14 protein-coding genes are annotated in these 14,726 nt (G+C 71.6%); 6 read left to right on the forward strand and 8 right to left on the reverse strand.

Going from position 1 to position 14,726, the window contains the following annotated elements; translation table 11 throughout:
* The first annotated feature begins 90 nt into the window (after positions 1-90).
* Complete coding sequence (locus OHB13_RS02680) at positions 91-798, forward strand: HAD family hydrolase (RefSeq protein ID WP_328375301.1); 708 nt, start codon at positions 91-93, stop codon at positions 796-798.
* A gap of 213 nt (positions 799-1,011) precedes the next feature.
* Complete coding sequence (locus OHB13_RS02685; RefSeq protein ID WP_266859701.1) at positions 1,012-1,674, forward strand: TetR/AcrR family transcriptional regulator; 663 nt, start codon at positions 1,012-1,014, stop codon at positions 1,672-1,674.
* A gap of 13 nt (positions 1,675-1,687) precedes the next feature.
* Here OHB13_RS02685 and OHB13_RS02690 read toward each other — a convergent pair whose 3' ends face one another.
* Complete coding sequence (locus OHB13_RS02690; protein WP_266859699.1) at positions 1,688-2,032, reverse strand: ArsR/SmtB family transcription factor; 345 nt, start codon at positions 2,030-2,032, stop codon at positions 1,688-1,690.
* A 157-nt stretch (positions 2,033-2,189) separates the two neighbouring features.
* Between OHB13_RS02690 and OHB13_RS02695 the strand changes: the two genes are divergently transcribed.
* Entirely contained in the window at positions 2,190-3,269 is a 1,080-nt protein-coding gene (locus tag OHB13_RS02695; RefSeq protein ID WP_328375305.1) for an NADH:flavin oxidoreductase/NADH oxidase, read from the forward strand.
* Between the two features lie 84 nt (positions 3,270-3,353).
* Here OHB13_RS02695 and OHB13_RS02700 read toward each other — a convergent pair whose 3' ends face one another.
* Genes OHB13_RS02700 through OHB13_RS02720 form a run of 5 tightly spaced genes read right to left on the reverse strand, consistent with a single transcriptional unit; the run spans position 3,354 to position 8,793 of the window.
* Positions 3,354-4,442 (reverse strand): mandelate racemase/muconate lactonizing enzyme family protein, encoded by a 1,089-nt coding sequence (locus OHB13_RS02700; RefSeq protein WP_266859695.1) that lies wholly within the window; start codon positions 4,440-4,442, stop codon positions 3,354-3,356.
* Between the two features lie 58 nt (positions 4,443-4,500).
* Complete coding sequence (locus OHB13_RS02705; protein WP_328375309.1) at positions 4,501-5,145, reverse strand: LutC/YkgG family protein; 645 nt, start codon at positions 5,143-5,145, stop codon at positions 4,501-4,503.
* On the reverse strand, positions 5,142-6,560 hold the full coding sequence (locus OHB13_RS02710) for a LutB/LldF family L-lactate oxidation iron-sulfur protein (RefSeq protein WP_328375311.1): 1,419 nt from the start codon (positions 6,558-6,560) through the stop codon (positions 5,142-5,144). Before OHB13_RS02710 ends, OHB13_RS02705 begins: the two co-directional genes overlap by 4 nt.
* The gene (locus OHB13_RS02715; RefSeq protein ID WP_328375313.1) at positions 6,557-7,312 is read right to left on the reverse strand and encodes a (Fe-S)-binding protein; all 756 of its coding nucleotides are present in this window, start codon (positions 7,310-7,312) and stop codon (positions 6,557-6,559) included. The genes OHB13_RS02710 and OHB13_RS02715 overlap by 4 nt, the downstream gene beginning before the upstream one ends.
* Before the next feature lie 47 nt (positions 7,313-7,359).
* Positions 7,360-8,793, reverse strand: coding sequence for a sugar porter family MFS transporter (locus OHB13_RS02720; RefSeq protein WP_328375315.1), 1,434 nt, complete (start codon positions 8,791-8,793; stop codon positions 7,360-7,362).
* A 241-nt stretch (positions 8,794-9,034) separates the two neighbouring features.
* Here OHB13_RS02720 and OHB13_RS02725 point away from each other — a divergent pair, with 241 nt between their 5' ends.
* The 3 genes from OHB13_RS02725 (at position 9,035) to OHB13_RS02735 (ending at position 10,969) form a co-directional block, all read left to right on the forward strand.
* Complete coding sequence (locus tag OHB13_RS02725; RefSeq protein WP_266859685.1) at positions 9,035-9,898, forward strand: fumarylacetoacetate hydrolase family protein; 864 nt, start codon at positions 9,035-9,037, stop codon at positions 9,896-9,898.
* Entirely contained in the window at positions 9,898-10,221 is a 324-nt protein-coding gene (locus tag OHB13_RS02730; protein ID WP_266859683.1) for an L-rhamnose mutarotase, read from the forward strand. The genes OHB13_RS02725 and OHB13_RS02730 overlap by 1 nt, the downstream gene beginning before the upstream one ends.
* 67 nt (positions 10,222-10,288) lie before the next feature.
* Positions 10,289-10,969: a GntR family transcriptional regulator gene (locus OHB13_RS02735; protein WP_328375317.1), complete on the forward strand. Its 681-nt coding sequence runs from the start codon at positions 10,289-10,291 to the stop codon at positions 10,967-10,969.
* A gap of 93 nt (positions 10,970-11,062) precedes the next feature.
* Here the strand turns inward: OHB13_RS02735 and OHB13_RS02740 are convergent, their stop codons facing one another.
* Both OHB13_RS02740 and OHB13_RS02745 read right to left on the reverse strand, forming a co-directional pair.
* The gene (locus OHB13_RS02740; RefSeq protein ID WP_328375318.1) at positions 11,063-12,820 is read right to left on the reverse strand and encodes an ABC transporter ATP-binding protein; all 1,758 of its coding nucleotides are present in this window, start codon (positions 12,818-12,820) and stop codon (positions 11,063-11,065) included.
* On the reverse strand, positions 12,817-14,712 hold the full coding sequence (locus OHB13_RS02745; protein WP_328375320.1) for an ABC transporter ATP-binding protein: 1,896 nt from the start codon (positions 14,710-14,712) through the stop codon (positions 12,817-12,819). Before OHB13_RS02745 ends, OHB13_RS02740 begins: the two co-directional genes overlap by 4 nt.
* Positions 14,713-14,726: the final 14 nt, after the last annotated feature.

Here is a 14,726-nt window from a genome sequence, read left to right on the forward strand (position 1 = left end):
GACGGGGCAAACGTTGCCTGCCGTGGCACTAGCCATGACGGCAGCGATACCGGTGACTGTCGCGACAGCCGGACGGGGAAGAATGCCCCCATGACGATCAAGGGGACGATCAAGGCCGTACTCTTCGACTTCTCCGGGACCCTCTTCCGGGCCGAGTCTGTCGCGACGTGGCTGCGGGCCACCCTGGAGGAGGCGGGCATCACGCTGGACCAGGAGGAATTCGCCCTCCGCACAGCGGAGTTGACCGCTGCGGGCGCACAACCCGGCGGCCCCACCCCTCAGCGGGTGCCGCCCTCGCTCGCCGGGCTGTGGGCATCCCGCGACGAGAGCGCCGAGCAGCACCGCGCCGCGTTCACGGGCCTCGCCCGCCAGGTCGAGCTGCCGGATCCGGCACTGTACGACGCCCTCTACGCACGCCACAGGACACCGGACGCCTGGAGCCCCTACCCGGACACGGCCGAGGTGCTCGGCACCCTGCACGCCCGCGGGATCGGGGTCGGCGTGGTGAGCAACATCGGCTGGGACCTGCGGCCGGTGTTCCGCGCCCACGGGGTCGATCCGTACGTGGACCACTACACCCTGTCGTACGAGCACGGCGTCCAGAAACCCGACGTCCGGCTCTTCCGCGCCGCCTGCGAGGCGCTGGGCCAGGATCCCGGCGAGACCCTGATGGTCGGCGACGAGCGCCGCGCCGACGGCGGTGCCCGGAATCTGGGCTGCGCGGTCCACTTCGTGGACCACCTCCCGGTCGCCGAGCGCCCGGACGCACTCCGCCCGGTGCTGGATATCGTCGGCTGACAGGAGGGGCGCGCCCGGGTCAGCCCGGCGGGGAACTGCCGGAACCACCTGAAAAAGCCGGAAATCACCGGGGGGAGGCAGCAGGAAATCCGAACCGGACGGTCCCCCGCGCCGCCCGGTCCGGACGATGCCCGCAGAACAGCCCCTGACGGGGCCCTTTGCAGGATGCGCTGATTATAGTTGGCTGAGAGCCAGTCAACGCAGGAGTAAAGCATGTCCCCGCGCAGCCAATCGGTCAATGAGGAGTTGCGGCGGCGTTCCCGCGAGCGGCTGCTGCAGGCCACAGTGGATCTTGTCGGTGAGCGCGGATACGAGGCGACGACGCTGGCGGACATCGCCGACCGCGCCGGATCCGCCCGCGGTCTCGTCTCGTACTACTTCCCGGGCAAGCGGTATCTGCTGCAGTCCGCGGTGCACCGCCTGATGCACCGCACGCTCACCGCGGCCATGGAGCGTGAGCCGCGCACCGACGACGGGCAGGAGCTGCTGGCGCGGGCCATCGACGCGATCCTGGGGCTGGCCGCCGACCACCCCGTACTGATGCGGACGCATATGGCCGGAATCCTCCAGGAGCAGGGATTCGTACAGTGCCCCGAACAGCAGCAGCTCGCCCGGGTCCTGCGCTCGGCCGTGGAGCGGTACGGATCACCCGACCCGGACACCGACTACCCTCTGCTGCGTGCTCAGCTGATGGGCACGGTCTTCGCCCAGCTGCTGCCGGGGGCGCCCATGCCGCACGCGCGACTGCGGGCCGAGCTGTTCCAGCGGTACGGACTCGACTGGAGCCTGGGGGCACCCCCGGCCGACGGGACCGACAAGACCGAAGGGACCGACAGAGCCGGCGGGACCGACCCCGCCGCCACCTCGCCGCGCTGACGGCGGCGGAGGTTCACGCCTCCCGTGACGCCTCCGCCTCGGCCGCGGCCAGGACACTGTCCAGCAGACCGGGGAAGACCGCGTCCAGATCGTCCCTGCGCAGCACGTTCATCTTCGCGGTCCCCCGGTAGATCTGCCGGATCACACCGCTCTCGCGCAGCACCCTGAAGTGGTGCGTGGTGGTCGACTTGGTCACCGGGAGCACGAACCGGGAACAGGACAACTCACCGCCGTCCGAAGCCAGTTCCCGCACCACACACATCCGCATCGGGTCGGCCAGCGCATGGAGCACGCCGTCCAGGCGGATCTCGTCACGCGCCGGATGGGCCAGTGCACGGCTGGTCGTTGCGGTCGCCACGACGGCTCTCCTTCATTCGGGCCTCCATTCGGACCCGGGCGGGTCCGGACGGGTCCGGGGACAGCCCCATTGTACGAGTTCCATCGTAGTTTGACATTCACCGTACTACGACGGGTATCGTACGAGCGTCCCGACGCCGTTGTGAATGGAGCCTGTCGTGAGCGCCCTTTTCGAGCCGTACACCCTGCGGTCGCTGACCTTCCCCAACCGCGTGTGGATGCCGCCCATGTGCCAGTACTCGGCGGCCACCTCGGGGCCCGGCACGGGCGTCGCCGACGACTGGCACTTCGCGCACTACGCCGCACGGGCCGCCGGAGGCGCCGGCCTGATCATCGTCGAGGCGACAGCGGTCAGCCCCGAGGGCCGGATCACCCCCGCCGACCTGGGCATCTGGAACGACACCCAGGTCGAGGCGCTCCGCCGGATCACCGGCTTCCTCAAGGGGCAGGGCACCGTTCCCGGGATCCAGCTCGGCCATGCCGGGCGCAAGGCCTCGACGGACCGCCCCTGGAAGGGCGGCGGCCCGATCGGCCCCGACCAGGGCGGCTGGCAGCCGGTCGCGCCCAGCCCGGTCCCCCTGGACCAGGGTGAGCTTGTACCGGACGAGTTGACGGCAGCTCAGATACGGCACATCGTCGGCCAGTTCGCCGACGCAGCCCGGCGTGCGCTCGACGCGGGGTTCCAGGTCGCCGAGATCCACGGCGCACACGGCTATCTGGTGAGCGAGTTCCTCTCACCGCACAGCAACCACCGCACCGACGAGTACGGCGGATCGTTCGAGAACCGCACCCGCTTCGCGCTGGAAGTCGTGGACGCCGTACGGGCGGTGTGGCCCGACGAGCTGCCGCTCTTCTTCCGTATCTCGGCCACCGACTGGCTGGACGAGGGCGGCTGGACGGCCGACGACACGGTGCGCCTCGCCCCGCTGCTCAAGGAGCACGGCGTCGATCTGCTCGACGTGTCGACCGGCGGCAACGCGGCCGGGGTCCGCATCCCGGTCGGCCCCGGCTACCAGGTGCCCTTCGCCGCACGCGTCAAGGCCGGGACATCGCTGCCCGTCGCCGCCGTCGGGCTGATCACCGAGGTCGAACAGGCCGACAAGATCCTGGCCAACGGCGAGGCGGACGCGGTACTGCTCGGCCGTGAGCTGCTCCGCAACCCGTCCTGGGCCCGGCACGCGGCCCGGGTGCTCGGCGCCGACGTGCACGTACCGCAGCAGTACCACCGCTCCGTCTGAGCACCGGCCGGGAGGGCGCGGAACCCTCCCGGCCGCCGCACGGTTCACGGGTCTGCGAATTACGGGATTGCGGCTTCTGCGCCGCTACGCGACCCGCAGATCCGCGATGGCGTCCTCGTCCCACTCGATGCCGAGACCGGGCGTCTCCGGCGGCACGACGCAGCCGTCCTCGATGACCAGCTCACTGCGGGTGATCGCACCGAGCTGCGGAATGTGCTCCACATACATCCCGGCGGGGACCGCGCAGGCCAGGCTCGCGTGCAGCTCCATCAGGAAGTGCGGGGCCACTCGCACATTGCAGGCCTCGGCGGCGTGTGCGACCTTCAGCCACGGGGTGATGCCGCCGACGCGGGCCACATCGGCCTGCACGATTCCGGCGGCGCCCGCCGACAGGTACTCGGCGAAGTGGCCGACGCTGTACACCGATTCGCCCACCGCGACCGGCACCGTGGTCGAGCGGGCCAGCCTGCGGTGCCCCGCGACGTCATCGGCCGGCAGCGGCTCCTCGAACCACGCGATGTCCAGCGGCTCGTAGGTGCGGGCCCGGCGGATCGCCTCCGCCCCGGTGAGCGACTGGTTGGCGTCGACCATGATCTCGAAGCCGGGCCCGGTCGCCTCGCGGACCGCCGCGAGGCGTTCCGCGTCCTCGACCGCGGTGGGCTTGCCGACCTTCAGCTTGGCGCCGCGCAGCCCCGAAGCCTGCGCCGCCGAGACGTTCTTGACCAGTTCGTCGGTGCTCAGGTGCAGCCAGCCGCCCTCGGTGTCGTACACGGGCAGCCGGTCGTGCGCGCCGCCCGCGAGCCGCCACAGCGGTTCACTGGCGCGCAGGCACCGCAGATCCCACAGGGCCGTGTCGACGGCGGCCAGCGCCAGTGAGGTGAGAAGCCCGAACGCGGTGGCCCGGGTCGCCGCGAGCATCCGGGCCCAGACCGCCTCGACGTTACGGGCATCGGCGCCCAGCAGCGTGCCGGCGAGGTGGTCACGCAGCAGCGCCAGTACGGAACTGCCGCCGGTGCCGATCGTGTAGGAGTACCCGGTGCCGCTCAGCCCGTCGTCCGTCCCGACGGTGACGAGGATCGTCTCCTGGCGTACGAAGGTCTGGGTGGCGTCGGTGCGCAGCGTCTCGGGCTCGATGAAGACGAGCCGGCAGTCGACGCTCGTGATTCTGCTCATGGATGGGGTCTCCCGCTGGTTCCGTCGCTCGTCTTTTGGTCCCCGGCTGCCCGGTCCTTCACTCGGTGCTCGTGCCCTCCTCGACGAGGACGACTTCGAGGGTGCGGGGGCCGTGGACGCCTTCGACGCGGTCGAGTTCGATGTCACTGGTCGCCGAAGGGCCTGAGATCCAGGTGAGCGGGCGCGCCGGGTCGAGACGTGGGAGTGCCTGCGGTACCGAGGCGACCACCTGTTCCGGGGCCCGTACGACGCAGATGTGGTGGTCGGGGACGAGGGTGATCCGGCGGCGCCCCTGGCCGGCGCTGCCGTCCAGGACGATGGTGCCGGTCTCCGCGATGGCCACCGCGCATCCGGTGACCACGCTGTCCACGGCGTCGAGTTCCTGCGCGGTCGATGCCGGTGTGTCATCGGTCCGGGTGGCGGTGGACTCGGCCAGCCACCCGGCGGGCAGCCCGGCAGGCGCCAGCACGGTCGTCGCGCCACGCTCGGCCAGCAGCCGGGCGAGCAGCGCGGGCAGCCCCTCGGGCCGGGTCCGGTGCACGAGGGCGCGGTAGTCCGCGAGGTTCTCGTGGAGGAGGTCCAGCACGGCCGCCGGGTCGTCGGCGGTGTGCGTGGTGAGGTAGTCGCGGCTGACCTCGGGCGCCTCCGGCGCGTCGGCGACCGCGGCGCGTACGCGGGCGAGGATCTGGTCGCGGGAGCTCATGTGCGGTTCTTCTTCCACCAGTCACGGAACGGTTCGGGCGGCACCTCGGGCAGGTCGCGGCTGTCGGTCCAGGCCGCCGCGCCCGGCAGCCGCCTGGGGTGCAGTCCGCGGGTCTTCGACGCCGCCTTCTCACCGGCGGCGAGTGCGGCCGGATGGTTCAGCACCCAGCCGGCCGCTTTGATCGCCGCCTTCTCAAGACGGTGGCCCTTGCCGCCCTGGCCGGCGACCCGCTCGCGCAGGTGGACCAGGACCTCGGGGATGTCGATGGCGACCGGGCACACGTCGTAGCAGGCGCCGCAGAGCGAGGAGGCGTACGGCAGCGAGGCGTCGATCTCGCTCTCCGTGCCCCGGAGTTGCGGGCTGAGGATGGCGCCGATGGGGCCCGGGTAGACCGAGCCGTACGCGTGGCCGCCCGCCCTTTCGTACACCGGGCAGACGTTGAGACAGGCGGAGCAGCGGATGCAGCGCAGCGCCTGGCGGCCGACCTCGTCGGCCAGGGTGGCGGTGCGGCCGTTGTCGAGGAGCACCAGATGGAAGTCGCGCGGCCCGTCCGCTTCGGTGGTGCCGGTCCAGGTGCTGGTGTACGGGTTCATCCGCTCGGCCGTCGACGAGCGCGGCAGAGTCTGGAGGAAGACCTCCAGGTCCTGCCAGGTCGGCACGGTCTTCTCGATGCCCACCACCGAGATCAGCGTCTCGGGCAGCGTCAGGCACATCCGGCCGTTGCCCTCGGACTCGACCACGACGAGGGTGCCGGTCTCGGCGACCATGAAGTTGGCCCCCGAGATCCCGACCTTGGCCCGGAGGAACTTCTCCCTCAGGTGCAGCCTGGCGGCCTCGGCCAGCTCGGCCGGGCTGTCGGTCAGACCTTCGGGGGCCGGCCGCCCCCATTCGCTCATCGTCCGGGCGAAGATCTCCCTGATCTCACCCCGGTTGCGGTGGATCGCCGGGACCAGGATGTGGCTGGGGCGGTCCTCGCCCAGCTGCACGATCAGCTCCGCGAGGTCCGTCTCGTACGCGGTGATCCCCTCGGCCTCCAGGGCCTCGTTGAGGCCGATCTCCTGCGTCGCCATCGACTTGACCTTGACGACCTCGCGCTCACCGGTCGCCTTGACCAGTCCGGCGACGATCCGGTTGGCCTCGTCGGCGTCGGCCGCCCAGTGGACGGTTCCGCCGGCGGCGGTGACCGACTTCTCCAACTGCACCAGATACTCGTCCAGATGACGTAGCGTCCGGTCCTTGATCTGCCGGCCCGCCTCCCGCAGCTGCGCCCAGTCGGCGAGTTCGGCCACCGCCTTGGCCCGTTTGTCGCGGATGGTGTGGGTGGCGTGCCGGAGGTTCTCCCGCAGGGTCTCGTTGTGCACGGCTTCCCTGGCCGCCTCGGGGAAGGACGGCATCCCGAGATAGGTACCGCTCATACGTGGGGCTCCTCTTCGGTGCTCGCCAGGATCTCGGCCAGGTGGAGCGCCCGCAGCGGCGCGTCCTGGCGGCGCAGAATGCCGCCGATGTGCATCAGACAGGAATTGTCGGCCCCGCACAGCACATCGGCGCCGGTCGACACCGCGTTGCGTACCTTGTCCTCGCCCATGGCGGCCGACACATCCGCGTTCTTCACAGCGAAGGTCCCGCCGAAACCGCAGCACTCCTCGGCCCCTGCCAGCTCCCGCAGCTCAAGGCCGCGTACCGCGTCGAGGAGCCGGAGCGGCCGGTCGCCGAGCCCCAGCATCCGCAGACCGTGGCAGGAGGGGTGGTACGTCACCGTATGCGGGAAGTACGCCCCCACGTCGACGACCCCGAGCACATCCACCAGGAACTCCGTCAGCTCGTACGTCTTGGGCACGGAGCGGGCGGCCGCGTCGGCGAGCTCGTGACCGCGGTGCTCCGCCGCCGCCTTGCGGCCGATCCGCGGATAGTTGTCGCGGACCATGGCCGCGCAGGAACCCGACGGCGTGACGACGTAGTCGTAGGGAGCGAATTCCCGGTCGAAGCGCCGGACCAGGGGTTCGGTCTCGCGCCGGTAGCCGGTGTTGAACTGCGGCTGCCCGCAGCAGGTCTGTCCTGCGGGGAAGCCGACCTCCACCCCCAGCCGCTCAAGCAGTTTCACCACGGCGATGCCGGTCCGTGGATACAACGCGTCATTCACACACGTCACGAAGAGTCCTACCCGCATGTGTCCTTCTCGGGGTCGTCCGCGGCTCGGGGCCGCGGCGGATGTGGTCAGGCGGCGGCCGGGGCGGAGGCCGGCGCCGCGTCCTTGCGCCGCCACTCCGCCTCGATCTCCTCCAACGAGCGGTTCGCCGTCTCGGGTACCCCGGTCAGGACGAATGCGAGCCCCAGTGCGGAGATCACTGCGTAGATGCCGAAGACCCAGAAGCCGATCGCACCGAGGATGTCAGGAAAGGTCAAGGAGAAGAGGAAGTTGAAGAGGTACTGGGTGAACGTGACGACCCCCATGCCCAGGGCGCGGGCGCGCAGCGGCAGGATCTCCGGGATGTAGAGCCAGAAGACCGGGCCGAGACCGAACCCGAAGGCGAAGGTGAAGGCGAAGACGCAGACGACGTCCAGAGCGGACGAGTGCGGGAACAGGGCCAGCAGGATCAACGGCGGCACCTGGCCGCCCAGGCTCCAGGCCAGCATCCTGACGCGGCCGAGCCGGTCGATCAGGGGCAGCGAGATCGCGGTGGAGATCACCAGGGCGCCGCCGACGCTGTAGTTGGCGATGATGCCGGTGTCGGCGGAGTGCCCGGTGGCGCCCGCGAAGACGGTGGGCGCGTAGTAGACGACGGCGTTGATCCCGGTGAACACCTGGAAGAAGGTCAGAACCAGTCCGATCCGCAGCGCGGGGCGGTAGCGGTGCAGCAGTTCGCGCAGACCTGCCCCCTGCATCCCGAGGCTCTGCTGGATCTCGGCCGCTTCCGCGTCCGCCTCGCCGCGCGACGACCGCAGCCGCATCAGTACGGCATGGGCTTCCGCCTCCCGGCCGCGCAGGCTCAGCCAGCGCGGGCTGGCCGGGCTGAGCACCATGCCGATGAGGAAGAGCAGGGCGGGCAGCGCCCCGAGGCCGAGCATCCACTGCCAGGCGCCCGCGCCGCGCAGGGCGTCACCGGCGCCGTAGGCGATCAGGATGCCGACGTTGACGCTGAGTTGGTAGAGCGCGCTGATCAGGCCGCGTACCCGCTTCGGCGCCAGTTCGGTCAGATAGATCAGGCCGAACATATTGGCCAGGCCCACGGCGAGGCCGAGGACGAAGCGGGAGACGAGCAGCATCGCGACGCTGGTCGACAGCGCGCAGCCGACCGATCCCACGGCGAAGACGATCCCGGCGACGATCAGCAGATGCCTGCGATCGTACCGCTTGGCGGCCAGCGATCCGACGACGATCGACGGCAGCGCACCGAGCAGGATCAGGCTGGTGACCAGGCCCTGTTCGGTGGAGGAGAGGCCGAACCGGTCGGTGGCGAAGGGCAGTGCGGTGGCGATGGCGCCGGAGTCGTAGCCGTACAGCAGACCCGCCATTCCGCCGAGCACGGCGACGGCCTTGACGAACCGGGGAAGCGGCGGGGCGGCCGCGCCACCGGACGTGGGGTCGGGAGCGGGTGTGTCTCCGGACGGTTGGCGCGCGGTGGGGACGGAGTGCGGGGAGTCGGCCATGGCGCCTCCAGAAACAGCCGGATTTATCCTATAGGAATGTGAGGTCATCGGAGGTTAGCCATGGAGCCCCGGCGGGCGTCAACCCTTGAACCGCGCTTTTCTGTGGCAGCAAGGGCCGTTGTGGCGCTGGGGGTTCTCCCCGCCCGGGTTTTCCTATAGCTTTCATCTCGCTAACATCCGACCTCTGTTGAACCTCTGAACCTCTGAACCTCTGAGTCCGACACATGAGGAGGCTGCTGTCATGCAGCTCATGCGACTGGGCGATCCGGGCAGCGAGCGCCCCGCCGTACGCGAAGCCGGTGTGCTCTACGATCTCGGCCCGCTGACCGACGACATCGACGGGCGGTTCCTCGCCGGCGGCGGGATCGACCGGGTACGGGAAGCCCTCAGGGCCGGGACGCTCACCGAACTCCCGGGAGCGGACCGGCTCCGGGTGGGCGCACCGGTCGCCCGGCCCGCCGCGGTCCTCTGCATCGGCCAGAACTACGCGGCCCACGCGGCGGAGTCGGGCAGCGAGCCACCCACCGCACCGATCATTTTCTTCAAGCACCCCAACACCGTGGTCGGTCCGTACGACGACGTCCTGATCCCGCCCGGGGCGAAGACCGTGGACTGGGAGGTCGAACTGGCCGTCGTCATCGGACGCACCGCCCGCTACCTGGACTCGGCGGACGCGGCTGCGGAGTGCATCGCGGGATACGCGGTCTCCCATGACGTATCGGAACGGACCTACCAGCTCGACGAGTCGGGCGGCCAGTGGTCGAAGGGCAAGTCGAGCGAGACCTTCAACCCGCTCGGGCCGTGGCTCGTCCCGGCCGGCGACCTCCCCGGAGGCCCGCAGGCCCTGAACCTCCGCAGCCGGGTCAACGGCGAGCCGCGCCAGGACTCCAGCACCGCGGACATGATCTTCGGGGCGCATGAACTGGTACGCCACCTCAGCCACTACCTGGTGCTCGAACCCGGCGACATCATCAACACCGGCACCCCGGAGGGCGTCGCGCTCTCCGGCCGCTTCCCGTATCTGTCGGCGGGCGATGTGGTCGACCTCGAAATCGACGGGCTCGGCGCGCAGCGCCAGACGGTACGAGCGGCGGTGACAGGCTGATGCGGCGGATCGCGCAGGTCATCAAAGTACGTCCGGAGAAGCTGGCGTACTACCGCGAGCTGCACCTGGCGGTCCCGGAGCCGGTGCTCGCCCGGCTGCGGGCGAGCCATATCGCCAACTACTCGATCCATCTGCTCGGGGACCGGCTCTTCAGCTACTTCGAGTACCACGGCGACGACCTGGCCGCGGATCTCGCGGCGATGGGCCGGGACGAGGCGACCCGCGCCTGGTGGGAGCTGACGGATCCCTGCCAGGAGAAGGTGCCGGAGGCGGGACCCGACGACTGGTGGACCCCCATGGAGCAGGTCTTCCTCATGGAGTAGGTACGCGCGATCCCTATAGAATCGGGTGCCCGGGGTAGTCGCTGTGCGACGGGCTGGAGGAGGCCGGATGCTGTCGGACGAAGGGGCGCCGGCGCCGCAGCGCCAGGTACTGGGCGACAGCGTCTACGAGGCTGTCAAGGCGATGGTCATGGACCACGAGATCAGGCCGGGTGCCCGGGTCGGCATCGAGGCGCTCGCCCGTACGCTCCAGGTCTCTCCGACGCCGGTACGCGAGGCGCTGGCACGGCTGGAGTCGGACGGCCTGGTCACCAAGCGGTCACTCGCGGGGTACCGGGCCACCGAACTCCTCACCCCGCAGGGCCTGGAGGAGCTGTTCGAGATGCGTCTGCTGCTGGAGCCGACCGCGGCGGCGCTGGCCGCGGCCCATGCGGACGACCAGCAGCTCGACAGCATCGAGAGCCTGGTGCAGGAGATGCGCGACCGCCCCGGATCGGGTGAACGGTACGCCGTCTACCGGGAGTTCGCAGCGGGCGACCAGCGCTTCCACGACTCGATCGCCCGCGCCGCCGGCCGCCCGCTGCTGGCTGACGCGGTGAGCCGGCTCCACTCGCACCTGCACATCTTCCGCCTCAGCAGCATCCAGGGCGCCGCGGAGCCGACCCTCGCCGAGCACGACCGCATCCTGCGCGCCGTGCTGCGCCGCAGCCCCGAGCGCGCGGCGGAGGCGATGACGGACCATCTGCGACACAGCATCGAACGCCAGCGCGGCCGCCAGCAGCAGCGCTGACCTCAGGACGCCGGCAGACTTCGGCGCAGGGGCACGCGGGTGGCGGCAACAGCCTCCGGGTACGGCGGAGTTGCCGCCCGCGCCGGGCAGTCGCTAAGGCGACGGGGCCGGCCGGGCGCCGTGCCAGGTGTTCCAGAGCGCGGCGTACGCTCCGCCTGCCGCGACGAGTTCGTCGTGGGTGCCGAGTTCGGCGAGCCTGCCGTCCGCCATGACGGCGACCCGGTCGGCGTCGTGCGCGGTGTGCAGACGGTGCGCGACGGCGATCACGGTGCGGCCTTCGAGGACCGCGGCCAGAGCGCGCTCGGTGTGGCGTGCTGTCGCCGGATCGAGCAGGGCGGTCGCCTCGTCGAGGATCAGGGTGTGCGGATCCGTCAACACGACCCGGGCCAGGGCCAGTTGCTGCGCCTGAGCGCCGTCGAGCAGCCGGCCGCCCGCGCCCAGTTCGGTGGCGAGTCCGTCGGGCAGAGCGGCCACCCAGTCGGCGCCCACCGCGTTCAGGGCGCCGGTCAGTTCGGTGTCGGTCGCGCCGGGTGCGGCGATCAGCAGATTGTCCCGCACCGTGCCGAGGAAGACATGGTGTTCCTGAGTGACCAGGACGACCTGGCGGCGCAGCTGTCCGGGCGGCTGGTCCGCGAGCGGCACTCCGCCCACCGTGACGGCGCCCGTCCGCGGGGCGTCGATTCCCGCAAGCAGTCTGCCCAGGGTGGACTTCCCGGCCCCGGAGGGCCCGACGACGGCCAGCCGCTCACCGGGCCGTACGGTCAGATCGACCCCGTGCAGCACATCGCCGCCGCCCGGGTAGGCGTAGTGGACACCCGTCACCTCGATCCGGTCGCCCGCGGGCACGCCGGGCGCCGCGGGCGGGACGGGCGCCGGGGCCTGCGCCAGCCCCTCCACCCGGGCGAAGGCGGCCCCGCTGCTCTGCAGTTGCTCCATCCACTGGAGGACGGTGTCGAGTGGCGCGGACAGCCGGCGGAGATAGAGGGCGGCCGCGACCACCGCCCCCAGTGACACCACGCCCCGGTCGTTCAGCACGCCCCCGAGCAGCAGCACACCGGCCACCGGCAGTACGTACGAGACATCGACGGCGGGGAAGAGGACGCTGCGCAGCCGCAGCGTCCGCAGCCGGGTGCGGCGCCAGGCGTCGACCGCCTCGTCGCATGCGGCGATGCGCCGCAGTTCAAGGCCGAGCGCCTCGACGGTACGGGCGCCGGACGCCGTCGATGTGAGGACTTCGGTGAGCTGCGAGTACGCGGCGCCCTCGGCCAGATAGGCGGGGCGGGCCCGGCGCAGATACCAGCGCGCCGCCCACCGGATGCCTGAGAGGCCGGCCACCGCGCAGCAGCCGAGCAGCGGGTTCACCGCGAAGACCGCGCCGAGGATGAACAGCACCTGGACGACGGCGATGAGGACGTCCGGGGCCGCGTCCCGCAGGGTCGAGCCGACGGTGGCGACATCGGAGGTCCCCCGGACGCTGAGATCGCCGGTGCCCGCGCCCTCCACGACTGCGGCGGGCAGGGCGAGCGCCCGGTCGGTGAACTGCTCGCGGACCCGGGCCGATGTGCGCTCGCCGAAGCGGTGGGCGAGGTACCGGGCGAAGCGGGTGAGCAGCAGTTCGGCCACCGCGAAAAGCAGGATGGCCGGAGCGAGCCGGTCGACGGTGCCGACGCCTCCGCCGGCACTGACGCGGTCGATGATGCGGCCCAGGAGCCACGGTCCGGCCAGTCCCGCCCCGGCGGCCAGGGCGTTGAGAGCGATGACGGCGGTGAAGGCGCGGGCATCGGCCCGGACGAGCCGGCCGGCCGCCAGCCGGACCTCGCGCTTCCCGGCCACGGGCAGCGGGTTGCTCACCGTACGGCCTCCTTCGACGTGGGCGTACCGGCTGCCCCGCCATCGGCTCCGGCCGCGGTGCTCTCCACCCCGGGGCCGCCCGCCCCGGCTCCGCCGGCAGCGGCGCGACCCGCCGCACCGCTGTCCGGTGCGGCCCGGCTGCCCGGCAGGTCACCGGCCGCGGTGCCGTCCCCGGCCGCCGTCTCCTCACCGGTGCTGCGCGCTACCAGCGCCCGGTAGCCGGGCTGGTCGCGCATCAGCTCGACGTGGCTGCCGGCAGCGGCGGCCACGCCGTCCACCAGGTAGTACACGGTGTCGGCCCGCTCCAGGAACAGCGGTGAGGTGGTGGTGACCAGGGTCGTGCGGCCGGTGCGGGCCTCCTTCACCCGGGCCGCGACGGCCGCCTCGGTGTGCGCGTCGACCGCCGACGTGGGATCGACCGCCAGCAGTACTTCGGGGTCGGCCAGCAGGGCCCCGGCGAGCCGGATCCGCTGCCGCTGGCCGCCGGAGAGATTGCGGCCCATGGCGTCGACCGCCGAGCCGAGCCCGTCAGGGAGACCCGCGACGACGTCCTCGGCCACCGCGGTGTGGAGCGCACCGGCGATGGCGTCGTCGTCCCGGTCCTGCCGGCCCACGAGGGCCTCGCGCAGCGTTCCCGCGAACAGGTACGCCTCATTGTCCGCGACCAGGATCCGCGCCCTCACCTGCGCCGCGGAAACCGCGTCGAGCCGCACGGGGCCCCAGGTGACGTCCGAAGCGGTGAACCGGCCGAGCCGGTCGACCACCGCGGCCGTCTCCGCGGGCCGGGCGCTGACCAGTGCCGTCAGCAGCCCGGGCGCCGCCTCGGTACCGGACGTGGGATCACGCAGTACGGACGGCCGCTCCGGGGCGGCCGCGGGGCCATGGTGCTCGGCCGGTCCCGCGTGCGGTCCCAGCGTGAGGAACCGCACCACCCGGCGGGCCGCTACCAGACCCCGGCTGATGCCGTAACCGCCCTCGATGAGGAAGGTCACCGGGGCCACGAGAACCGCCACATAGCCGTACACCGCCACCAGTTGGCCCACTGTGATCGTCCCCTCGGCCGCCATCCGGGCCGCGAGCCAGGTGACGGCTGCGAGGAAGAGCGCGGGCAGCCCCACCGCGAGCGCCTGGATCCAGCTGGTCACGGCGCCCACCCGGTACCCCTCCGCGCGGAGGCGCTGCGAACCGGCGCGGTAGCGGTCGGCGTACAGCCCCTTGCCGCCGAGGCCGCCGAGGACCCGCAGTCCGCCCACGAGATCGGTGAGCAGGGCGGTGAGTTCGCCCTGGCTCTGCCGGTAGGCGGACTCGGCCCCCTGCAGACGCCCGAGGAGCGGCCCGATCACGACGGCGAGCAGCGGTACGCCGAGCAGCAGGACGGCCATGAGGAGCGGTGACACGGAGAACAGCAGACCGGCCACCACGAAGTACGCCACCACGGCTCCGACCCCGGGCCCGGTGACCGTGAGGGTCTCGCTGATGCGTGCCACATCGCTGCCGCCGATCGTGGCGACCTCACCGGCCGTCACCCGGAGGGGCAGTGCGGCCCCCAGCCGGGTGGAGTGCCGCACGACTGCCTGCACCGTGCGGAAGGCCGCGTCCATCCTGACCTTGGTCATGGTGCGGTGGCGCATGATGCCGAGCCAGGCGTTCAGCACTCCGACGGCCAGCAGCGCGGCGGTCCAGCGGAGCAGCGTCCCCGGGTTTCCGGCCCTGAGTCCTCCGTCGATCGCCCGGGACAGCAGATAGGGCGGCAGCGTGAGACCGATCATCCACGCGCTGCCCAGCAGGGCGCCCGCGACGATTCTGCGGCGCTGCACGACCACCAGCCACCACAGGTAGCGCCGGGCGCTCCGGCTGTCGGGGGTGCCCGGGTCCGTCGGTATGACCACCATGGGCAGGACTTTAC

The organism is Streptomyces sp. NBC_00440 (assembly GCF_036014215.1).
Lineage (GTDB): Bacteria > Actinomycetota > Actinomycetes > Streptomycetales > Streptomycetaceae > Streptomyces.

Bases quoted from the DNA above. Each gene is read 5' to 3' on its own strand.
- OHB13_RS02700 (WP_266859695.1), bottom strand. From the start codon at position 4,442: ATGAGCAGAATCACGAGCGTCGACTGCCGGCTCGTCTTCATCGAGCCC.
- OHB13_RS02705 (WP_328375309.1), bottom strand. From the start codon at position 5,145: ATGAGCTCCCGCGACCAGATCCTCGCCCGCGTACGCGCCGCGGTCGCC.
- OHB13_RS02720 (WP_328375315.1), bottom strand. From the start codon at position 8,793: ATGGCCGACTCCCCGCACTCCGTCCCCACCGCGCGCCAACCGTCCGGA.
- OHB13_RS02680 (WP_328375301.1), top strand. From the start codon at position 91: ATGACGATCAAGGGGACGATCAAGGCCGTACTCTTCGACTTCTCCGGG.
- OHB13_RS02730 (WP_266859683.1), top strand. From the start codon at position 9,898: ATGCGGCGGATCGCGCAGGTCATCAAAGTACGTCCGGAGAAGCTGGCG.
- OHB13_RS02745 (WP_328375320.1), bottom strand. From the start codon at position 14,712: ATGGTGGTCATACCGACGGACCCGGGCACCCCCGACAGCCGGAGCGCC.
- OHB13_RS02735 (WP_328375317.1), top strand. From the start codon at position 10,289: ATGCTGTCGGACGAAGGGGCGCCGGCGCCGCAGCGCCAGGTACTGGGC.
- OHB13_RS02715 (WP_328375313.1), bottom strand. From the start codon at position 7,312: ATGCGGGTAGGACTCTTCGTGACGTGTGTGAATGACGCGTTGTATCCA.
- OHB13_RS02685 (WP_266859701.1), top strand. From the start codon at position 1,012: ATGTCCCCGCGCAGCCAATCGGTCAATGAGGAGTTGCGGCGGCGTTCC.
- OHB13_RS02710 (WP_328375311.1), bottom strand. From the start codon at position 6,560: ATGAGCGGTACCTATCTCGGGATGCCGTCCTTCCCCGAGGCGGCCAGG.
- OHB13_RS02725 (WP_266859685.1), top strand. From the start codon at position 9,035: ATGCAGCTCATGCGACTGGGCGATCCGGGCAGCGAGCGCCCCGCCGTA.